We start from the raw sequence: 20,404 nt of genomic DNA, 5'->3' as shown, positions 1-20,404 counted from the left end.
GCCCTACCCCTTCACAGCTCCGGCGGTCAGGCCGGAGACGATCCGCCGCTGGAACAGCAGCACCAGCCCGATCAGCGGCACCGTCACCACCACCGACGCCGCCATGATCTGGCCCCAGGGCAACTCGTACTGGCTGGCCCCCGACATCAGCGCGATCGCCACCGGCACGGTGCGCGCGTCGTCGGTCAGGGTGAAGGTCAGGGCGAACAGGAACTCGTTCCAGGCGGCGATGAAGGCCAGCAGCCCGGTCGCCGCCAACGCCGGCCCCATCAGCGGCAGGAACACCCGCGTCACGATCACGAAGGGACCGGCGCCGTCCACCATGGCGGCCTCCTCCAGCTCCTTCGGCAGTTCGCGCATGAAGGTGGTCAGCACCCAGACGGTGAAGGGCAGCGTGAAAATCAGGTAGGACAGCACCAGCGAGCCGATCCGGTTGTAGAGGCCGAGCCAGCGCACCAGTTCGAACAGGCCCGACAGCACGGCGACCTGCGGGAACATCGAGACGCCCAGCACCACGAACAGCAGCAGTCCCCGCCCGCGGAAGCGCACCCGCCCCAGCGCGTAGGCGGCCAGAACCGCCAGCCCCAGCGACAGCGCCACCACCGAAGAGGCGGCCAGCAGGGAGTTCAGGATGTTCCGCCCGAAGGGCTGCTCCTTGAAGATGGCCGTGTAGTTCGCCAGCGAGGGCTGCGACGGCCAAGCCTCCACCGTGAACAGCGCGCTGCCGGCTTTCAGCGAGGTGACGATGGCCCAGGCGAAGGGAAACACCGCCCAGGCGACGATCCCGAGAACCAGCAGGGCGAAGGCGACGCGGCCGATCATGCGTTTCAGGCCCATTCCCTCACCTCCCCGCATCAACGCGCACGCGGCCCAGCGTCACCGCCAGCACCGTCGCCACCGCCAGCACCAGGACCAGCAGCGTCGCCGCGGCGGAGCCGTAGCCCACATCCTGGAAGTCGATCAGATATTGCCGGGCATAGACCGACATCGACATGGTCGACCGGCTGTTGCCGGTCAGCACATACATCAGGTCGAACACGCGCAGCGCGTCCAGCGTGCGGAACAACACCGCCACCATCAGCGCCGGACGGATCAGCGGCAGGGTGATGCGGAAGAACACCTTGACCGGATGCACCCCATCCACCCGCGCCGCCTCGTAAAGGTCGCGCGGCAGCATCTGGAGGGCGGCCAGGATCAGCAGCGCCATGAAGGGCGTGGACTTCCAGACATCGACCGCGATCACCACCGGCAAGGCCAGATCGGGATCGGCGGTCCAGGCCCTCGGCTCGGCGATCAGCCCCAACCCCATCAGGATCGCGTTCACCACGCCGTAGAGGTCGTGGAACATCCAGCCCCACATCTGGGCCGACACCACGGTGGGGATCGCCCAGGGGATCAGCACGGCGGCGCGAAGCAGGCCGCGTCCCGGCAGATGCGCGTTCAGGATCAGCGCGATGCCCAGCCCCAGCGTCGTCTCGATCCCCACCGAGACGACGGTGAACAGCAGGGTGTTCCACACCGCCCGCCACCAGACGGGGTCGCGCAGCAACCACAGGTAATTGTCCAGCCCCACCCCCTGGAAGCCGTCCAGCGTGGCGAGCGTCGCGTCGGTGAAGGAGAAGAAGACGGTGCGAAACAGCGGCCATCCCGCCACCCCCGCCAAAACGACCAGCATCGGCAGCAGGAACAGCCACGCCGCCCGGCGCCTCTGCCGTTCCAGGCTGGAATGCGGAAGACCGCTCACCAGCGCCCTCCCCGGCTGATGCGGACGAGAGCCTCCGTCAGGTCCGGCAGCATCGCCTTGGCGTCGCGGCGTCCGGTCAGCACCTCATGGACGTTGGCGTAGAACTCCGCGGACACCTGATTGTAGCGCATGCCCGTCGCCTGGGCCGGGCGGTTGACCGCGTTGGCGATGGAGTCGGCCAACTCCGCGAAGAAGGGGTTGGCGGCCACCACCTTGGCATCCTCGTAGAGCGCCGGGATGGTCGGGTTGGAGGCGCCGTGGATCGCCCGGCGTTTTTGTTCGACCACACCGGTCAGGTGCAGCGCCAGGTCCGCAGCCTCGTCCGCATGGGCGGAGAATTTGCTGACCGCCAGCAACTGCCCGCCCAGTGTGGACGTGTGGCGCCCGTCCGGCCCGCCCTTGGGCAGCGGCACCACGGCGACCTTGCCGCCGACCGCGCTGTCCGCCGCGTTCACCAGCGTCCAGGCGTAGGGCCAGTTGCGCATGAAGACGGCGTTGCCGGATTGGAAGACGCCGCGCGCCTCCTCCTCCATGTAATTGAGGACTCCGGGCGGGCTGATCGAGCCGACCCAGCCGTGGGCCATGTCCAGCGCCTCCGCGGCGCGCGGGTTGTCGATGGTGATGGCGCCGTCCGGGTCCACGATGGTGCCACCGTTGCGGCTGGCGATCCATTCCAGCGCGTTGACCGTCAGCCCCTCATAGGCACGGCCCTGCCAGACATAGCCCCACATGCGGTCGCGCCCGGCGGCACGCTCCGCCCGCTGGATCAGGGCGGCGGTGTCCTGAAGCTCTTCCCAGGTCTGCGGCACCGGACGCCCGTAGGCTTCCAGCAGGTCCTTGCGGGCATAGAGGACCCCGGCGTCTGCGAACCAGGGCATCGCGACCAGCCGCCCCTTTACCGTCGCGGCCTCGATCATCGCCGGAAGATGCTGGCGGACGATGTCCGGCCCGGCGCGGTCCTTCAGATCGATGAAGTAGTTTCCGAGGATGCCCGGCCAGACCACGTCGATCTGGAACACATCGATGTCCGGCGACCCGGCGGCGAGAAGCTGCTGGTAGAGCGCCAACTGCTCGCTCGCCCCCTTGGGCGGGGAGACGAAACGCACCTCGTTTCCGCTGCGCCGCGCCCATTCCTGCGCGCCGTCGCGGCACAGGTCGAAGCTGATGCCGAGCCCGCTGCAGGCGAGCGTCACCGTCGCCCCGGCGGCGGGCAGCGCCGAGAAGGCCGTCAGCACTCCACCCAGGAGCAACGCGCACCGCCGCGCCCACCGCCGCGCCATGGGGCTCCTTCCATTCCCGGTCGATCCAGGTCCGGAAGGGAAACTCCAATGGCCGCGGTCGAGTTCCCTGCGCGGGTGTGCCGCATCAGGCGGGGGTGGCGGCCTCGCGGCGGCAGTGCAGCAGGCTGAACAGGCCGAAGGGCGGGACGGTCTGCAACTCCTCCACCTTCAGGCGTGAACCGGACATCAGCGTGTCCAGCGTGAAGTCGGGCCGCCAGCCCAGCTTCTTGGAGAAGGGCGCCATCCAGTTCTCCACCGAGCGGCGAACGCCCGGCTTGTCGGCGGCGAAGTGGTTGACGATCAGGATGTCGCCGCCGGGACGGCAGACGCGCTCCAGCTCGTTCATCGTGCCCTGCGGGTCGGGGACCACCGTCATCACATACATGGCGACCACGAGGTCGAAGCTGCCATCGGCGAAGGCCAGCGTGCCGGCGTCCATCTCCAGCAGCCCTTCCACATTCTCCAGCCGCTCGCGGTCCACCCGGTCCTGGGCGACGCGCAGCATGTCCGACGACAGGTCGATGCCGACCACGCGGTTGTCCTTGCGGTAGTCGGACAGGGAGATGCCCGTGCCCACGCCCACCTCCAGAACGCGCAAGCCGCCCCGCCGGTTGATCCACTTCACGGCGGCGTGCCGGCCGGACGCCAGCAGGTTTCCGAACACGGGGTCGTAGAAGCGCGCGTAGCGCCGGTAGGCGGCGCGGATGGAGTCGGCGTCCATTGGGTCTCCCTCACGATTCCTGGCGCAGGATTTTCGGCCGCGACCATAGCGGCCTTTCGCACCACAGGAAAGCCGCAGCGCGCCCCCCTTGTTCCACGCCGGGCCGCAGTTCCGTGTCCGCTTCGGATCGTCATCACATGTGCGGCACGGATGTTGACACCACCATCAACATGACTCATGGTGCCCGCGCGATCACCCCAAATGAGGGATGCCCCCGTGGCCCACGAGATGAGCGGCGAGGAGCTGCGCCGCTACCGCGAACAGCGCGGCATGAACCAGCAGGCCCTGGTCGGCTGGCTGAACGAGCGGCTGAACCGGCGCTACGACCGCGCCAAGATCTCCCGCTGGGAAACCGGGGCGGAGCGGATTCCGCAGATCGTCGCGGGCGCCCTGAAGACCGTGACGGAGCCGGTGGGCATCCCCGCCGCGGCGGTGCGGGCCGCTCCGGTGGTGTTCTGCGCCGCCAACCAGAAGGGCGGAGTCGCCAAGACGACCACCTGCGTCAACGTCGCGTGGCTGCTCGCCCAGTCTGGGCAACCCAACTCGGGGAGGCGCGTGTTGCTGATCGACTGCGACCCGCAGGCCAACGCCACCGTGCATCTGGGCGTCGATCCGCACGAGCGGGAGCTGGCCAAGGCCACCCTGACCCACGCGCTGAAGGCCAGCCGCCCGATGAGGGAGTTCATGACGCCGGTCTGCGACGGGGCGTTCGACCTGCTGCCCTCCTCCATCTCGCTGGCGGCGACCGACCGGGAGCTGCTGCGCCAGCCCAACGGCACGCTGATCCTGCGCGCCAAGATTGCGCAACTGGCTGGCCAGTACGACTTCGTGGTGCTGGACTGCCCACCGCATCTGGGCGAGCTGACCGTCTCGGTGCTGAACGCCGCCGACCAGCTGCTGATTCCGACCCAGACGGAGATGCTGTCGATGATGGGCATCCCGCAGTTGTTCGAGACCATCGCCGGCGTGCGCGAGCTGGTGAACCCACGCCTTCAGATCCTCGGCATCCTGCCGACCATGTACAGCCCGCGCCGCCTCCAGGACGAGACGGTGATGAAGGAGCTGCGGGAGCTTGCGGCGGCGGAGCAGCTCCGCCTCTTCTCCCCCGTCAAGCGCGCCGCCGACTATTCCAAGAGCGTGATGGCCGGGCGCCCCGGCCTCGCCTACAACCCGAACTCGGCGGGGGCGGAGAGCTTCCGCGAGATCACGGATGCCCTGCTGGCCCTCGCCGGGGAGGAGATGCGCCATGGCGCGTAAGCTCGACACCTCCAACGCCGGCTTGTTCAAGCGGGCGCTCAGCCGCACCGGCAGCGGCGGCGGCAGCAACGCCGCCCTGTTCGGCCTGTCCGGCAAGATGCGCCACCGCGAGATCCCGCTGGATCAGGTGGAGCCGAACCCCGACCAGCCGCGGCGCAACGCCCGCGGGGCCGACATCGCGGCGCTGGCCGCCTCGATCGGCGAGCGGGGGTTGCTGCAACCGATCAACGTGCGGGAGGTCGCCCCCGACCGCTTCCAGATCGTGGCCGGGGAACGGCGCTACTGGGCCTTCCGCGCGCTGGAGCGGGAGACCATCCCGGCGCTGGTCATCGACACCGACGACGTCCAGGCGCTGGCCCTGATCGAGAACGCCCAGCGCGTCGACCTGCACCCCATCGACCTCGCTTTGACGCTCGCCAAGCTCATCGGGGACAAGGGGCTGACTCAGGAGCAAGCCGCCGTCCTGATCGGCAAGTCGCAGGAGTATGTGGCCCGCCTGTTGGGCATCCTGCGCCTGCCCGCCCGCATCCTGGAAGAAGCCCCGGACCGGTCCGCCGTCTCCGTCTCCCTCCTCATGGAGTTGGCGGAGTTGCCCGACGAGGCGATCCAGCTCGCGCTCTGGGAGCGGGCCGGCGACGGCCTGACCGTGAAGGACGTGCGCAGCGCCAAGCAGGAGCGCAAGGCGGCCCGCCCGGCCGCCCCCTCCGCGACACCCGCGTTGCGCGCACTGCGCAGCAACGTGGACAAGATCCACAGTCTTCGCGCGTCCGGCCATGCGCTGGCCGAGGACCAGCGGCAGGAGCTGCGCGACCTCCGCGACGCCATCGACGCGCTGCTTCACGAGTGAGCGCCTCACGAAAATCCATGAATTAGAAATTTGTCGTCACACTTTCGTGTCGATGGCGGTCATTGGACAGAACTCGACTCTTGCGCGATGCTTGGTAATGTTACGCCATCCGTCCCCAGAAGGGTGCAGCCATGTCCGATACCGCCGTCGCCGAACCGACCGCTTCGACCATTCAATTGCCGGCGGTTCAGGCGCCCGCAGCGCCGTCCGCACCGCCGCCGAGCGGCGCCGCGGTCATCCAGAACGAGCAGGGCAAGGCGAACTCCCTGCTGAACACCATCGCGGACAAGCTGGAACGGCTGGTGACGCTGACGGTGGTGACCGCGATCGCCGACATCGACGTTGTCCAGGACGATCCCAATCAGGTCGGCTTCACCTGCCGTCCGAAAGCCGGCACGACCATCGAGGCGTTCCAGACCCAGGTCAATCTGGTCACCGGCGACATCGAGAACCTGGTCAGCCGTGATTTCGCGACCAACACCGCCTACCACAGCCTGACCGAGTTCCATCTCGCCCAGGTGACCAAGAGCAGCGACATCGTCAGCACCAACCTGAAGGCGATCCGCGATCTGGCCGTCCAGATCTCCGGCCGCCCGAGCTGACCCGCCTCCCGGGCGGCGGGGAGCCCTTCCCTCTCCCCGCCGCTCCCCCGACGCCCTCCCCTACTCTGCAAGGTGGCCGATGTCCCAGTTCGTCGATCTGGCGCGCAACCTTCTCGCGCTCGAAATCAACACCGTGCTGAAGACCGGCATCTCGGCGGAAAAGATGCCGCTGGCGGGGGATGCGCTGATCGATCTGGCGCAGGAATACTATGTCTTCCTGTGCGAGCAGTTGGACACCTTCGGCAGCCGCGAGACGGCGATCCTCGCCCCCTGGGCCGGCCGGATCTCGGAGACGTTCCATTGGGGGCTGGCCCCGTTCGCCCCGCCATCCGACACCGCCCGGCCCGACCGCTACGACCCGTTCTTCTTCAGCCGCGACCTGCCGGGCAACGACCCCGCCCGCGGCACCACGCTGAAGGTCTTCGACGACCTGCGCGAGGTGGCGAGCTGGCTGCGCGAGATGACCGACCGCACCCTGGACGCCGCCCGGCAGCCCGGCGCCACCGCCGACGTGGTGTCCGCCGCCGCGATGATCGACGGGGACGCGCCGCCGATCCTGATGCGCATCCAGCGCAACTCCGACCAGATCAACGACGTGCTGCGGCGGCGCGGGCTGGAAACCGTCAGCTATCTGCGCGGCATGGCCGAGGAGGTCCGCCGCATGCCGGCGCTGAAGACGGCGGACGTGGTGACCATCCGCAAGGCGTGGGACGTCGGGACCGAGCTGGTGGTCATGCAGTCGACGATCCAGATCGACGGCGACGTGGTCACCCGCCTGCTGAAGGGCCGGGACAACGCCGGCAGCAGCGTCATGATCGGCGTCCACAAAGACGCGGTGGACGTCTCCTTCCGCTATTGGAGCTTCCTGATCGACGCTCTGGGCCGGTTCGCCGGGAAAGCCGTGAACACCCTGGTAGGAGACACGGGGTAGCCCGCTGCGCCGGCGCTTCCTCAGCGACCTGCCGCATGGCTTCGCCTGGCGGCGCGACGCCCTGACCGAGATGGTCGGGCGGTTGCGCCGGGGCAAGGCCGGCCTGATTCCCCGGCGCGGGCATGGCATTGCGCTAACTCTTCAGTTCTTCGCCCAGGGTGGACGGACGATCGTCCTGCGTGTGCCGGCAGACGCGCATTCAACCGGAAATAGAAATAACGGCGCCCTGCGCACCATCCCGGTGCGCGTCTCGATCCAGCCGGACGGCGATGTCCTGGTCGCCCTGCCCCGCGCCGAAGTCGAAAGCGGGCGGTTCGACGCCGCATCCGCGGCGCGCCTGACCGCGCAACTGCGCCGGCTGGTGGGGCGGGTCACCACGACGAACCCGCTGTGGGGAATCGACGCGCTGCAGGCGCTGGGGGAGGCCGTCACCGCCGTGGCCGGCCTGTGCAGCGGCGCCGTTCTGCTGTGGAACGGGTTCGAGCGGATGACCGCCGGCCAATGGGCGCACAGCGGCGCGACGCTCACCCTGCTCGCCGCGCCGGCCGCGCTGGCGAAGCTGCGACCCTGGCTTCTCGGGGCGGTGGCGCCCAAGCTGTTCCCGCTCGCGCTCAAGGCCGGCGGGCGAATCCTGCGGATTTGAGTCGAATCCAGCTGGCCACACCACTTGGTGCGTTGCAGTAAGGCTCTGAAAATTCATTTCTTATTGACATTCCTGTGAAAAATCGCATCCGCTCGCATCTGCGATGTTGCAGCGCATTGGCCCGGGGCCGGACTTGTTCTATGTTATGCCTGCCGCCGCGGTTGATGGCCCCCCCCATAAGGACCATTGGCACGACAGCATCCGTAACAAGAAGCAACCCCTTTGCTTCTGCGGTTCACCAGCGGGCTTGCCTCACCAGGAGCTGGCCGTTTCTATTACTGGAGCGATTGTAATGTCTCAGAAGATCGCGCTCGTCACCGGTGCCATGGGTGGTCTCGGCACCGCCATCTGCCAAGCCCTGGCCAAGGACGGTTACATCGTGGCGGCGAACTGCCTGCCGAACTTCGAGCCGGCCGCCGCCTGGCTCGGCCAGCAGGAAGCCCTCGGCTTCAAGTTCTACGTGGCGGAAGGCGACGTTTCCGACTTCGAAAGCTGCAAGGCGATGGTCGCCAAGATCGAGGCCGACCTGGGTCCGGTGGACATCCTGGTGAACAACGCCGGCATCACCCGCGACAAGTTCTTCGCCAAGATGGACAAGGCCCAGTGGGATGCGGTCATCGCCACCAACCTGAGCAGCCTGTTCAACGTCACCCAGCAGGTGTCGCCGAAGATGGCCGAGCGCGGCTGGGGCCGCATCATCAACATCTCCTCGGTGAACGGCGTGAAGGGCCAGGCCGGCCAGACCAACTACTCGGCCGCCAAGGCCGGCGTGATCGGCTTCACCAAGGCGCTGGCCGCGGAGTTGGCGACCAAGGGCGTCACCGTCAACGCCATCGCGCCGGGCTACATCGGCACCGAGATGGTCATGGCCATCCGTGAAGACATCCGCCAGGCGATCACCGACAGCGTTCCGATGAAGCGCCTGGGCCGTCCGGACGAGATCGGCGGCGCGGTGTCCTACCTCGCGTCGGAAATCGCCGGCTACGTCACCGGCTCGACCCTGAACATCAATGGCGGCCTGAACTACCAGTAATCTACTGGCGGCAAGGCGCTGGCAGGACACTGCCGAGCCGGCAAGCACACGGCCCGTCCCCGGCCTGACCGGGGGCGGGCCGTGTGCCATTCGCTCTTCGCAGCACCCCTTCAAAGTAAAACGCCCGGGATCGGGCCGACCGTTCGCGCCGCGCACCTCCCCTTTGTGCCATGGCTTCGGTAACGGCCGGTCATCTGAACAGTATACTCCCGCAGATTTCCTGTTGAATCCGTTCGGGCCCCTGTACCCGCGCCCACCAGCGAGTATGCTCCCCAGCAGCACGCAAGTTGCGTCCTGAGGCTGCACCGCGCTCGTCTTCCGGAATCAACAGACGTCGAGAACCTGCACATGGGCACGTCCCATGCAGGAAGGGAGGAATCGTGCCTGAAACGCCGATACAGCACACTCTGCCGGGGGGCGGGCATGCCCGCCAAATGTCCGGGGCCGATTACGTCTACGGGATCGACATGGTGCGGTTCGCCGCGGCTTTGCTGGTCACCGGCTTTCACCTGACCTGGCGCGACCCCGCGGTCGCGGACGTCATGTGGTCCGGTTGGGCCGGGGTTCAGGTCTTCTTCGTGGTGTCGGGCTTCGTCATCGCGAATTCAGCCAACAACGCCACCCCGATCGCCTTCATCCGGTCGCGTCTGCTGCGCCTCTATCCGGCAGCCTGGGTCTGCTCCATCCTGTGCCTCGTCGCCCTTGTGCTCATGCCCGGACCCGACCCGGATCTGGCGCGGCGCTTCATCGCCTCCTTCACGCTGGCGCCCGCCGGCCCCTACATCGCGTCGGCCTACTGGACACTCCCGGTCGAGATCGCCTTCTACGCCGCGGTGTTCCTGCTGCTGTTCAGCGGCAACTTCCACCGGCTGCCCCATTTCGCCCTCGCGCTGACCGCCGCCAGTTCGGCCTATCTCGGCGTCTACAGCCTGCACGTCTTCGGCGTCGTCAGCCTGCCGTTCCTGGAGTTCGAATACGGCATGCTGAACATGACGCTGCTGCGCCACGGCGTGTTCTTCGCGCTGGGGATTTTCCTCTGGCTGTGGTCCTGCGGCAAGCTGACCCGGACGGGCATGGCCGGCGCCCTGCTGGCCCTGATCGCCGCGCCGCTGGAGATCACCGCCCGGTCGGTGGAGTTCGTGGAGCGCTCGCCCGTCCCGTTGAACCTCGCCGATCTGTGGATGAACCCGCTGCTGATCTGGGGCCTGTCGCTTCTCGCCATCGCCGCCTCGGCGCGCTGGCGGGCGGAGATCGCCGCACTGCCGCAATCCCTGCTGTCCCTGCTGCGTCTCATCGGGCTCGCCACCTACCCGCTCTACCTGCTGCACGAGGTGATCGGCGGCTCGGCCAAGGCGCTGGCGATGCAGGCCGGGGCCTCCTCCATGGCCGGGGCGGTGACGGGCGGCGCCCTGTCCATCGCCGTGGCCCTGCTGGTCGCCGCGGTCCTGGAACCGGCGGTGCGCGACCGGCTGCGCCGTCTGCTCGATATCCCGCAGGCCGCCTTCTCGGCCCGCCCGGCCTTCAGCACCTTCTACCGCTCCGGCGGAACCGTGTGACCAAACGTCCAACCGTTACCAAACGCTTCCACAAAAAACGATCGCCGTGAATTCCAGGGGAGATACCTGAATGTACACCGACGCGCTTGGTGGCGATGTCCTGTGCCCCGCGTCCTCCATCGAGATCGACCGGGTCGACCGCAGCGGCTGGTACGCCATTCTCGATGGCTTCGACGACGCCAACATCTTCCAAACCTGGGATTATGGCCGCATCGCCCACGCCGGGCGGGAGTTGAGCCACCTCGTCGTGCGGCGCGACGGGCGTCCGGTGGCCGCGGTGCAGGTGCTGCTGCGCCGCGTGCCGGGCGTCGGCGGCTTGGCGCTGGTGATGTGGGGGCCGATGTGGCACCCGCGCGGCCAGGGGCCGGACCACGCCGCCCTGATGACCGCGCTGCACGCGCTGAAGGCGGAGTACGCGGACCGGCGCGGCCTGCTGCTGCGCCTGCTGCCCCATGTTTCCCAGACGGACGGGGAGACGGTGACGGCCGCCCTGGCCTCGCTGGGGATGCGGTTCCGGGAGGAGAAGGCCCCCTACCGCACCTTCATCACCGACCTGACGCCGGACGAGGCGGGCCTGCGCTCCAATGTGTCCCACCACTGGCGACGCGGGCTGAACAAGGCCGAGCGGATGGGGATCGAGGTCGTCGAAGGCTCCCATACCGAACTGCTGGAAACCATCGACGACATCTTCGTCGAGACGCAGCGCCGCAAGGGCTTCAAGGCCTACGACAGCCGCACCTTCACCCGCATCAACGACGCGCTGCCGCCGCGCCAAAAGATGCGCGCCTTCCTCGCCATGCATGAGGGGCGGCCGGTGGCCGGGGTGGTCGTGTCGCTGTTCGGCACCACCGGGCAGATGCAGAACTCCGCCACGCTGGAGGCCGGGTTGCGGGTCAACGCCGCCTATCTGCTGCAATGGCGGGCGATGCTGTGGATCAAGGCAAACGGCGGGCTGCGCTACGACCTGCACGGGGTGAATGCCCAGACCAACCCCGGCGTCTACCAGTTCAAGCGCGGTCTCGCCGGCAAGCATCCGGTCGAGACGCTTCACATCGGCACCTTCGAGACGCCCGGCCCGCTGCCCAGCCGCCTGCTGGTCCAGGGCGGCGAATCGATGCGCGCCCAGGCCGACCGCTGGAAGTCCCAGGCCGGCGCGATGGTGAGCCGGCTGCGCAACTGGAAACCTCCCCAGGCCGAGCCCGCCCCGGCGGAGGAGATGGACGCCTCAGACGCCGCCGTCCTGGCAAAGGCCCCGACCGGCCCGGCGTGAGATTGGCGGAACGACCGTGTTATGATCGGCCTGGAACGGAGGCCGACCCATGACCAGCATTCCCCTGATGATGCAGGAGGCCGCAGCCGCCCCCGCGGCGGTTCGGCGCCTGCTGGACTCCGACGTCGAAGCGGTGGCGGCCCTCGCCGGTCGGCTGCGGGCCGTGCCGCCGCCCTTCGCGATGACCATCGCGCGGGGCAGCAGCGACCACGCCGCCGGTTACGCCCGCTACCTGTTCGAAACGGCGCTGGGGCTGGTCACCGCCTCGGCGGCGCCGTCGGTCGTCACGGCCTATGGCGCCGGTCTGCGGGTGAAGGACGCCTTCGTTCTGGCCATCTCCCAATCGGGCCAGAGCCCCGACCTGCTGCGCGTCGCGGAAGCGGCGCGGGCCGGCGGCGCCTTGACCGCCGCGCTGGTCAACGCGGAAAAGTCACCGCTGGCGGGGCGGGTCGCCCACCCCCTGCCGCTGCACGCCGGACCGGAACTGAGCGTCGCCGCGACCAAGAGCTTCGTCGCCAGCCTCGCCGCCATCGCCCGGCTGACCGCCGTCTGGACGGATGACCGGACGCTTCTCGACGCGCTGTCACGGCTGCCCCAAGAACTGGAACGGGCCGGTGACGCGGACTGGTCGGCGGCGCTGCCGGTGCTGGAATCCGTGTCCAGCCTGCTGATCGTCGCGCGGGGCCGCAGCTATCCCATCGCCCAGGAAATGGCGCTGAAGTTCAAGGAAACCGCCGCCACCCACGCCGAACCCTTCAGCGCGGCGGAGGTGATGCACGGCCCGATGGCGCTGGTCGAGCCGGGTTTCCCCGTGCTGGTGGCGGCGGTGCGGGACGAGACGCTGGACGGCGTGCTGGACACCGCCCGCGCATTGAAGGAGGCCGGCGCCCATCTGCTGGTCGCCTCCGCCGAGGGGCGGGCGCTCGCTCTGGCCGACACGCCTTTGCCCCTGCCGCCGCCGCTGCACCCGGTGCTGGACCCCATCGCGGCGATCCAGGCCTTCTACCCCTTCATGGCCCGGCTGGCGGTGGCGCGCGGCTTCGACCCCGACCGGCCCCGCCATCTGCGCAAGGTCACCCGGACGGTTTAGGAATTACCTCGAATTCGCGGTGATCTTTTCGGCGCCGCCGCCACCGCCCGTTGACGCACCCCGACCGGCTCGCGCTAGGCTTGCCGAAACCACGGCTTGGCAGCGAAACGGGACAACAGCATGACCATCGGCATCGGTGCGGACGACCTTCTGCGGTTCGAAAGTCTCGGCGACAATTGCGAATTCGGCTTCGTCCTGCGCCGGTTGTCCTGCGAGGCGGGGAGCCTGTTCCGTTGGGCCTCGATGAAGCCGGACCAGCTTCTCGCCAAGCTGCGCGCCAACTTCGAGGGCATGTACCGGTTCGAGAATCTGTCGCCGCTGCGCACCGGCATGGTGCTGGATTCCGCCTACGGCATCGGCTGGCACAGCGATATGAAGTCCGACGTCACCGGCGGGCGACTGGTCTTCCGCGACGACGAGGCGACGCGGCGCGCCCTACACCGCCGGGAGACGCGCAAGATCCAGTATCTCCAGGCCAAGTTCACCGCGCGGGCGGCGATGGGCGGGGTCATTTTCGTCGTGAAGTCGAACCCCGGCATCGCCCCCGCCACCATCGACGGGCTGTACGAGGCGCTGGCTGCCCTGGCCGGCCACGACGACTTCGCCCTGCTGGAGGTGCAGGCGACGGACGATCCCGCCCGCATCGGCCGTGTGGACTGGCAGCGGCCCGGCCTGATGCGCGGCTATGTCAGCGGCTTCGCGCCTTATCATCAGGCGGACGACATTGACGCCGCGGCGTGGTTCGCCATCGTCCAGGGCGCGCTGCGCCTGTTCCCCTGCCACGACTGGGCGCAGCGCCACGCCGGTATGCGCATCGGCACGCCGGACGCGCTGGTTCAGCTCCGCTTCCCCTTCGGCCCCGATCAGGACCTGAGAAAGCCCATCATGGGCGACCTGCGCGCCGGAGCCGCCCGTCTGCTGAACGGAAACAGCTGGTGCCGTCCTTACGAGGGCCTGTTCCGCCTGCACGGCCCCGACCCGGAGCGGCCCGGCACCACGCTGCGCTGGACGGGGGTGCACGCACCCGGTCCCTTCCATCTCGGCGCCACCCTGCGCTGTCCCCTGCGCGATTCCGTCCCGCTCCGCGTCGTCGTGAGCATCGCCACGGAGGACGGCGCGACGCTGGCGGAGGAGCGGTTCGAGGTGCATCCCGGCCGGGCCACCGACCTTGTGCTGGACGTACCCACCCCGAAGGGTCCGCTGACCGTCGCGCTGACCGTGAACGCCGTGCGCCCGCTGGCCGAGGGGGAGCGCGCCGTGCTGGACCTGTCGCCGCCCGCCCTGCACCCGGAACAGGTTTCAGTCCTCACCCTGCCGGCGAAGGCCGCGTGAGTCGGATCACCCGGCCGGGATGGGCCGGGATCGCCGCTCTGCTGGCGTTTCTGGCCGTTCCGGCCCATGGCGAAACGCACGGCGAAATGCCCGTCGGGCCGCGCACGCAGCCGCCCTACCCGGACTGGCTGACGACGCGCATGGAGACGATGCGGCGGCAGGACCCGAAGGCGATGCTGCTCGGGGACTCCCTGGTCGCCGGCTGGCCGCCCGACCTCGCCCGCCGGCTGTTCGACGCGGAGCCGATGAATTTCGGGGCTGGAGGTGACACCACGGGAAACCTGCTCTGGCGGGTGCGGCAGTCCTTCGGACCGGGCATGGGGCTGACGTCCGCGCTGGTCCTGATCGGGACGAACGACCTGCCAAACCGCTCCGCCGCAGAGATCGCCGCTTCCATCGTAACCATCGCCACGGACGTGACGCGCTTCGCCCCCGGCGCCTGCGTCACCCTGCTCACCCTGTTGCCGCGGCGCGACGGCAACGCCGCCTTCGCCGAGCGCATCATGGACGTGAACCGGCGGCTGACCGCCCTTACCGGCTCTGGCCTGCGCGTAGTGGACGCTTATGAGCCGCTGCGCGACGCCTGTCCGGCGGAGGGCGCCTGCCCGCTTTACAAGGACCCGGTGCATCTCACCCGCGCCGGCTACGAGCGTCTGACCACCCTCATCGGCAAGGCTGGCTGCTAGAAAGATGTCGAAGGCGGCGGGGCTTCGGGATATCTAGGGGCCATGACCAGCGACACCGCCGCCGCCGACCGTACCGGCACCGATTTCGAGATCTTCATCGTCACAGCACCGGGCCTGGAATCCGTGCTCTGCGCGGAGGTGAAGGCCAAGGGCTTCCGCGACGCCACCGCCATCAAGGGCGGCGTCACCGTCCGTGGCGGCTGGCCGGAGGTCTGGCGGGCGAACCTGGAACTGCGCGGGGCGACCCGCGTGCTGGCCCGCGTCGCCTCCTTCCGGGCCTTCCACCTCGCCCAACTCGACAAGCGGGCGCGCCGGGTGCCCTGGGCCGAGTTCCTGCGCCCCGACGTGCCGGTCCGCGTCGAGGCGTCCTGCAAGGGCTCGCGCATCTACCACGCCGGGGCGACCGCCCAGCGCATCGAGCGCGCCATCACCGAAGAGCTGGGCGCCACCATCTCCGCCGAGGCGGAGGTCTCCATCAAGGCCCGCATCGACGACGACCTGTGCACCATCAGCGTCGACGCCTCGGGCGAATCCCTGCACAAGCGCGGCCACAAGGAGGAGATCCACAAGGCCCCGCTGCGCGAGACGCTGGCCGCCCTGTTCCTGCACCATTGCGGCTTCGACGGCACCGAGCCGGTGGTCGATCCGATGTGCGGCTCCGGCACCTTCGTCATCGAGGCGGCGGAGATCGCCGCCGGCCTGCACCCCGGACGCAGCCGCCGCTTCGCCTTCGAACAGCTCGCCTCCTTCGACGACACGGCGTGGCAGGCGATGCGCACCGCGGGTGGCAATGCTTCCACGCCCGCGTTTCGCTTCTACGGCAGCGACCGCGACGGCGGGGCCATCGCCATGAGCCGCGCCAATGCCGAGCGCGCGGGCGTCGCCGCTTTGACGGACTTCCAGAAACACGCGGTCAGCGACCTGATGCCGCCGGAAGGACCGCCGGGCCTCGTCATCGTCAACCCGCCCTACGGCGCGCGGATCGGCGAGAAGAAGCCGCTGTTCGCCCTCTACGGCGCGCTGGGTCAGACGTTGCTGTCGCGTTTTTCCGGCTGGCGGGTCGGCCTCGTCACCAACGAGGCGTCGCTCGCCCAGGCGACCGGCCTGCCCTTCCAGCCCTCTGGCCCCTCGGTGTCGCACGGCGGCCTGCGCGTGACGCTGCACAGCACCACCGCCCTTCCCTGACCCCGTCCCGCACCCATTTGTAGAATTATGTCCAACCGCACCGCCCCCCGCCTGCACGCCTCGGCCTGCCCGCATGACTGCCCGTCCACCTGCGCGCTGGAGGTCGAGGTGCTGGACGAGCGCCGCATCGGGCGCATCCGCGGCGCCGCCGACAACAGCTACACCGCTGGTGTGATCTGCGCGAAGGTCGCCCGCTACGCCGAGCGGGTGCACCATCCCGACCGGCTGACCCAGCCGCTGCGCCGCACCGGCCCCAAGGGCTCCGGCCAGTTCGCGCCGATCCCCTGGGACGAGGCGCTGGACATCGTCGCCGACCAGTTCCTGGAGGCCGAGCGCCGGCACGGGCCGGAGACGGTCTGGCCCTACTACTACGCGGGCACCATGGGGCTGGTGCAGCGCGACGGCATCAACCGGCTGCGCCACGCCCGCCGCTGGTCGGGCTTCTTCGCCACCATCTGCACCAACCCGGCCTGGGCCGGCTGGCTGGCCGGCGCCGGAAAGCTGGCCGGGGCCGACCCGCGCGAGATGGCGACGTCCGACCTCGTGGTGATCTGGGGGACCAACGCCGTCTCCACCCAGGTCAACGTGATGACCCACGCCATCCGCGCCCGCAAGGAGCGCGGAGCGAAGATCGCCGTGGTCGACGTCTACCGCACCCCGACCATGGAGCAGGCGGACATCCCCCTGCTGATCCGTCCGGGCAGCGATGGAGCGCTGGCCTGCGCGGTGATGCATGTGCTGTTCCGCGACGGGCTGGCCGACCGCGCCTATCTTGCGAGCCACGCCGACGACCCCGCCGGGCTGGAGGCGCATCTTGCCAGCCGGACTCCCGAATGGGCGGAGGCCATCACCGGCCTGCCGGCGGCGGAGATCGAGGCCTTCGCCCGGCTGGTCGGGCGGACGCCGCGCAGTTATTTCCGGCTGGGCTACGGCTTCACCCGCTCGCGCAACGGGGCGGTGAACATGCACGCCGCCTCCTGCATTCCGGTGGTCAGCGGCGCCTGGAAGGTCGAGGGCGGCGGCGCCTTCCATTCCAACAGCGGCATCTACGGCTGGAACAAGACGCTGATCGAGGGGCTGGATCTGCGCGACCCGACCGTGCGCATGCTCGACCAGTCACGGATCGGCCCGATCCTGGAGGGCGACCCGGAGGCGCTGGCCGGCGGCCCGCCGGTGACGGCTCTGCTGATCCAGAACACCAACCCGGTGACCGTCGCCCCCGATCAGGCCCGCGTGCGCCGGGGCTTCGCCCGCGACGACCTGTTCGTCTGCGTGCACGAGCAGTTCATGACCGAGACGGCGCGCATGGCCGACATCGTGCTGCCCGCGACCATGTTCCTGGAACACGACGACCTCTATCAGGCGGGCGGCAACCAGCACATCCTGCTCGGGCCCAAGCTGGTCGATCCGCCCGGCGACTGCCGGCCCAACCACGCCGTGATCGGGGAGCTGGCGCGGCGGCTGGGCAGCGACTCCCACCCCGGCTTCGCCATGACCGAGCGGGAGCTGATCGACGCCACGCTGCGCGCGTCCGGCCACGGCACGCTGGAGGCGCTGGAGGCTGCGCGCTTCCTCGACGTCCAGCCGGATTTCGAGACGGCGCATTTCGTGAAGGGATTCCGCTGGCCGGACGGCAAGTTCCGCCTGAAGCCGGACTGGCCGACGGTCCCCTACGCCGCCCCGTCCACCTTCGGTCCGGTCGATACGATGCCGACCTTCCCCGACCATTGGGCGGTGACGGAGGAGGCCGACGACGAGCATCCCTTCCGGCTGGTCACCGCGCCGGCCCGCAACTTCCTGAACAGCAGCTTCACCGAGACCCCGACCTCCACGGGGCGGGAGCGCCGCCCGAGCCTGATGCTGCACCCCGAGGACGCGGCGGCGCTGGGCATCGCGGATGGCGACCGGGTGGAGGCCGCCAACCGGCGCGGCGCGGTGCTCCTGCACGCCCGGCTGTTCGACGGGGTGCGGCGGGGCGTGGTCATCGCCGAATCCATATGGCCCAACGCAGCGCACGATGGCGGACGCGGCATCAACAGCCTGACCGGCGCCGATCCCGTGGCACCCTTCGGCGGCGCTGCCTTCCACGACAGCCATGTGCGGGTGCGCAAGGCCGACGCCGCCGCTTGAGCAAGCCCATTCCAGGAATGGCGGGTGCACGGACGGACAACGGCATTCCTAAAGCGGATTTCAATCCGCTTTGGACCGCAACTGCGGTCCCGGCCGCAAGTGCGGCCGAAGCCCGGCCGGCAAATGAGGCCATATGAATCTAAAGCGAATGAAAATTCGCTTTAGCGCGTCAGGGCCTCGCGCCAGGACTGGCCGGGCCCGGTGACCGGCGGCAGAGCCGGCAGGGGGCAAGGGCGTCCTTCCGGCAGCCCCAGAAGGTTCAGGGACACCACGCCGGGAAAGGCATCGTATCGATTGCCCGCGTGGTTGGCCGGGTTGTAGATCGGCACGATGTGCCACCAAAGTCGGTAGCCGAGTTCCTGGAGCATGGCGATCAGATCGGCGGATTGCTCTTCCCGGTCGTTCTCCAGATAGAGCGCGGGTCGGCAACGGGCGATGCTGCGGACCGCCCCCTCGATCACCATCGCCTCCATGCCCTCCACATCGGCCTTCAGCAGGGCCAGCCGCTCCAGGCCAAGCCCGTCGATCGTCTCGACCGGCACCACCTCGCCGTCGAGGGCCCCCATGCTGACGGCGCCGAAGTTGCCGGGCCGCCCATAATCGGGAATCGGAACGGTGACATGTCCGGGTGCGTTGCCGACCGCCGCCCGGTGCAGGACGACGTTGCCGAGCCCATTGGCGGCGAGGTTGTGGGCCAGCAGATCGTGAACCGCGCGTTGCGGTTCGAATGCGTGGACAAGCCCGGTGGGGCCGACCGACCGGGCCAGCGGAACGGTGTGGGAACCGATGTTCGATCCCGCCTCCACCACCACGTCGCCGGCAGCCGCCAGCATCGCGGCAAGGCGATGCTCTTCGTCCGAATACTCGCCGTAGTGCCCGAGGGAGAACCCGACATAGGCGTCCTGCGGGAAGAAACGCATCAACCCGTGGCGGCAGGGCCGTTCGGCCAGCATGGGACGGCCCGGCTCGGCCGGCAGGAAGGCAACCGCAGGAGGGTAGACCGGTTGTCGCGTTGCCACGGCGACGCCGTCCGCCCGCAATTGCAAAGGCGGCTTGGCGGACGGCGGAGCGTCCTGAATGACCGGTGCCCCCTTGAGAACCAGAGCTTCGGCGGACCACAGGGCGGCCTCGGCCGGGTCGCGCGGCGCCAGCATGAGGGCCAGAGCCTCACGCACGGCGATGTGGCCGGCATCGAGGCGGGCGGCACGGCGCAGCGCGGTCAGCGCCTCCTCCATCCGGCCACTCCTGGCCAGGACCATGCCCAGATTGTGCAGGGTGAAACCGCCCGCCGGGTCGAGGCTCAACGCCCGGTGGTACATATCGACCGCCGCTTCGAAGCGGTTGGATTCCAGAAACGCGGTGGCAAGCTGGAAGCGCATTTCGGCATCCTCCGGCAGCAACGCCGCCGCGCGCCGGAAGTCCACCAGGGCCGCGGTGTACCGGGACCGCCGCAGGGACTCCTGTCCCCGCTGCTGGTGAAGCAGGGCGAGCCGGCCGCTCATGTCGCCCCGCTCGGGGGCCAGGACGCAGGCGTGGTCCAACGCCGCGATGGCGGCGTCCATGCCACCGGAATGATGCTCCGCCAGTGCCAGGAAATACCAACCCTCGGCGGAATCGGGGGCCAGCGCCAGGAGGACGGGGCGCAAGGCCGACGCGACGGCGCCCCACCGCCCCGCGGCGATCAGCGCTTTGGCATGGTCGACGCGGTAGGCGGCCATGCCGGGAGCCTCCCGGACCGCAAGGCCCAGCCGGTCGAGCGCGGTGTCGAGGCGGTCCGTCTGGCAGGCCAGCATCCCCGCCAGATGCAAGGCGGGCGCGTTCAGAGGATCCACGTCAAGGATGCGGCTGTAAATGGCCTCGGCTTCCGCCAAGCGACCGGACGCGTGATGGTCGATCGCGATGCCGAGCGCTTCTTCAATGGTCGCCATCATGGGTCCTTCGCCTGACCGGCAGCGGCGCGGTGCCGCCGAGCGAAACCGGTTGCGCGCGGTGATAGCACAACACGCGACGATTTGCATGGCGCCGTACGTCCGGGAGCTCCGGCGACAGCCCCGCCGCCGAGCCGATTGCCAAGACGAATACGCCGTGCCACGGTGC

At 69.2% G+C, this 20,404-nt stretch carries 18 protein-coding genes; 13 read left to right on the top strand and 5 right to left on the bottom strand.

The annotated features are described in order from the left end of the window. Window positions 1-3: 3 nt before the first annotated feature. The 4 genes from JJL56_RS11985 to JJL56_RS11970 all read right to left on the bottom strand — a co-directional run bounded on the left by JJL56_RS11985 (window position 4) and on the right by JJL56_RS11970 (window position 3,745). Window positions 4-837: a carbohydrate ABC transporter permease gene (locus JJL56_RS11985; RefSeq protein ID WP_145624384.1), complete on the bottom strand. Its 834-nt coding sequence runs from the start codon at window positions 835-837 to the stop codon at window positions 4-6. A gap of 4 nt (window positions 838-841) precedes the next feature. Next, a complete protein-coding gene (locus JJL56_RS11980) occupies window positions 842-1,744 on the bottom strand; it encodes a carbohydrate ABC transporter permease (RefSeq protein WP_425599128.1) in 903 nt (300 codons plus the stop codon). Further along, entirely contained in the window at window positions 1,741-3,024 is a 1,284-nt protein-coding gene (locus tag JJL56_RS11975) for an ABC transporter substrate-binding protein (RefSeq protein ID WP_200485242.1), read from the bottom strand. Before JJL56_RS11975 ends, JJL56_RS11980 begins: the two co-directional genes overlap by 4 nt. 85 nt (window positions 3,025-3,109) lie before the next feature. Beyond that, entirely contained in the window at window positions 3,110-3,745 is a 636-nt protein-coding gene (locus JJL56_RS11970) for a class I SAM-dependent methyltransferase (RefSeq protein ID WP_145624388.1), read from the bottom strand. 201 nt (window positions 3,746-3,946) lie between these two features. On the opposite strand from JJL56_RS11970, the gene JJL56_RS11965 reads away from it, so the two are divergent. From JJL56_RS11965 to JJL56_RS11905, 13 genes are all read left to right on the top strand, one after another. Continuing rightward, the gene (locus JJL56_RS11965) at window positions 3,947-5,002 is read left to right on the top strand and encodes an AAA family ATPase (protein WP_211111840.1); all 1,056 of its coding nucleotides are present in this window, start codon (window positions 3,947-3,949) and stop codon (window positions 5,000-5,002) included. Then, complete coding sequence (locus JJL56_RS11960) at window positions 4,992-5,849, top strand: ParB/RepB/Spo0J family partition protein (RefSeq protein ID WP_200485241.1); 858 nt, start codon at window positions 4,992-4,994, stop codon at window positions 5,847-5,849. Before JJL56_RS11965 ends, JJL56_RS11960 begins: the two co-directional genes overlap by 11 nt. A 131-nt stretch (window positions 5,850-5,980) precedes the next feature. Beyond that, window positions 5,981-6,451: a hypothetical protein gene (locus tag JJL56_RS11955; protein ID WP_145624394.1), complete on the top strand. Its 471-nt coding sequence runs from the start codon at window positions 5,981-5,983 to the stop codon at window positions 6,449-6,451. Between the two features lie 79 nt (window positions 6,452-6,530). Then, window positions 6,531-7,382, top strand: coding sequence for a hypothetical protein (locus JJL56_RS11950; protein ID WP_200485240.1), 852 nt, complete (start codon window positions 6,531-6,533; stop codon window positions 7,380-7,382). Window positions 7,383-7,452: 70 nt separating this feature from the next. Further along, complete coding sequence (locus JJL56_RS11945) at window positions 7,453-8,025, top strand: hypothetical protein (protein WP_200485239.1); 573 nt, start codon at window positions 7,453-7,455, stop codon at window positions 8,023-8,025. A gap of 292 nt (window positions 8,026-8,317) precedes the next feature. After that, complete coding sequence (phbB, locus tag JJL56_RS11940) at window positions 8,318-9,058, top strand: beta-ketoacyl-ACP reductase (RefSeq protein WP_200485238.1); 741 nt, start codon at window positions 8,318-8,320, stop codon at window positions 9,056-9,058. Between the two features lie 434 nt (window positions 9,059-9,492). Beyond that, window positions 9,493-10,614: an acyltransferase family protein gene (locus JJL56_RS11935; RefSeq protein ID WP_211110822.1), complete on the top strand. Its 1,122-nt coding sequence runs from the start codon at window positions 9,493-9,495 to the stop codon at window positions 10,612-10,614. A 70-nt stretch (window positions 10,615-10,684) separates the two neighbouring features. Next, window positions 10,685-11,884: a lipid II:glycine glycyltransferase FemX gene (locus JJL56_RS11930; RefSeq protein ID WP_145624406.1), complete on the top strand. Its 1,200-nt coding sequence runs from the start codon at window positions 10,685-10,687 to the stop codon at window positions 11,882-11,884. A gap of 49 nt (window positions 11,885-11,933) precedes the next feature. Further along, window positions 11,934-12,974 (top strand): SIS domain-containing protein, encoded by a 1,041-nt coding sequence (locus JJL56_RS11925; protein WP_200485237.1) that lies wholly within the window; start codon window positions 11,934-11,936, stop codon window positions 12,972-12,974. Between the two features lie 120 nt (window positions 12,975-13,094). Next, window positions 13,095-14,306, top strand: a complete 1,212-nt coding sequence (locus tag JJL56_RS11920) for a hypothetical protein (RefSeq protein ID WP_200485236.1) — start codon at window positions 13,095-13,097, stop codon at window positions 14,304-14,306. After that, entirely contained in the window at window positions 14,303-14,992 is a 690-nt protein-coding gene (locus JJL56_RS11915) for a GDSL-type esterase/lipase family protein (RefSeq protein WP_200485235.1), read from the top strand. The genes JJL56_RS11920 and JJL56_RS11915 overlap by 4 nt, the downstream gene beginning before the upstream one ends. Before the next feature lie 42 nt (window positions 14,993-15,034). After that, a complete protein-coding gene (locus tag JJL56_RS11910) occupies window positions 15,035-16,177 on the top strand; it encodes a THUMP domain-containing class I SAM-dependent RNA methyltransferase (RefSeq protein ID WP_200485234.1) in 1,143 nt (380 codons plus the stop codon). 27 nt (window positions 16,178-16,204) lie between these two features. Beyond that, window positions 16,205-18,307, top strand: coding sequence for a molybdopterin-containing oxidoreductase family protein (locus JJL56_RS11905; protein WP_200485233.1), 2,103 nt, complete (start codon window positions 16,205-16,207; stop codon window positions 18,305-18,307). Between the two features lie 161 nt (window positions 18,308-18,468). Here JJL56_RS11905 and JJL56_RS11900 read toward each other — a convergent pair whose 3' ends face one another. Continuing rightward, window positions 18,469-20,238, bottom strand: a complete 1,770-nt coding sequence (locus JJL56_RS11900; RefSeq protein WP_200485232.1) for a protein arginine N-methyltransferase — start codon at window positions 20,236-20,238, stop codon at window positions 18,469-18,471. Window positions 20,239-20,404 lie beyond the last annotated feature (166 nt).

Origin of the sequence: Azospirillum aestuarii (genome assembly GCF_016632405.1) — a bacterium.
GTDB lineage: Bacteria > Pseudomonadota > Alphaproteobacteria > Azospirillales > Azospirillaceae > Azospirillum > Azospirillum aestuarii.
This window is presented reverse-complemented; position numbering and strand designations above follow the sequence as displayed.

Coding starts and splice junctions, on each gene's coding strand:
- JJL56_RS11985 (WP_145624384.1), bottom strand. CDS start 837: ATGGGCCTGAAACGCATGATCGGCCGCGTCGCCTTCGCCCTGCTGGTT.
- JJL56_RS11975 (WP_200485242.1), bottom strand. CDS start 3,024: ATGGCGCGGCGGTGGGCGCGGCGGTGCGCGTTGCTCCTGGGTGGAGTG.
- JJL56_RS11970 (WP_145624388.1), bottom strand. CDS start 3,745: ATGGACGCCGACTCCATCCGCGCCGCCTACCGGCGCTACGCGCGCTTC.
- JJL56_RS11965 (WP_211111840.1), top strand. CDS start 3,947: ATGAGGGATGCCCCCGTGGCCCACGAGATGAGCGGCGAGGAGCTGCGC.
- JJL56_RS11960 (WP_200485241.1), top strand. CDS start 4,992: ATGGCGCGTAAGCTCGACACCTCCAACGCCGGCTTGTTCAAGCGGGCG.
- JJL56_RS11955 (WP_145624394.1), top strand. CDS start 5,981: ATGTCCGATACCGCCGTCGCCGAACCGACCGCTTCGACCATTCAATTG.
- JJL56_RS11950 (WP_200485240.1), top strand. CDS start 6,531: ATGTCCCAGTTCGTCGATCTGGCGCGCAACCTTCTCGCGCTCGAAATC.
- JJL56_RS11945 (WP_200485239.1), top strand. CDS start 7,453: ATGGTCGGGCGGTTGCGCCGGGGCAAGGCCGGCCTGATTCCCCGGCGC.
- phbB (WP_200485238.1), top strand. CDS start 8,318: ATGTCTCAGAAGATCGCGCTCGTCACCGGTGCCATGGGTGGTCTCGGC.
- JJL56_RS11935 (WP_211110822.1), top strand. CDS start 9,493: ATGTCCGGGGCCGATTACGTCTACGGGATCGACATGGTGCGGTTCGCC.
- JJL56_RS11930 (WP_145624406.1), top strand. CDS start 10,685: ATGTACACCGACGCGCTTGGTGGCGATGTCCTGTGCCCCGCGTCCTCC.
- JJL56_RS11925 (WP_200485237.1), top strand. CDS start 11,934: ATGACCAGCATTCCCCTGATGATGCAGGAGGCCGCAGCCGCCCCCGCG.
- JJL56_RS11920 (WP_200485236.1), top strand. CDS start 13,095: ATGACCATCGGCATCGGTGCGGACGACCTTCTGCGGTTCGAAAGTCTC.
- JJL56_RS11910 (WP_200485234.1), top strand. CDS start 15,035: ATGACCAGCGACACCGCCGCCGCCGACCGTACCGGCACCGATTTCGAG.
- JJL56_RS11905 (WP_200485233.1), top strand. CDS start 16,205: ATGTCCAACCGCACCGCCCCCCGCCTGCACGCCTCGGCCTGCCCGCAT.
- JJL56_RS11900 (WP_200485232.1), bottom strand. CDS start 20,238: ATGATGGCGACCATTGAAGAAGCGCTCGGCATCGCGATCGACCATCAC.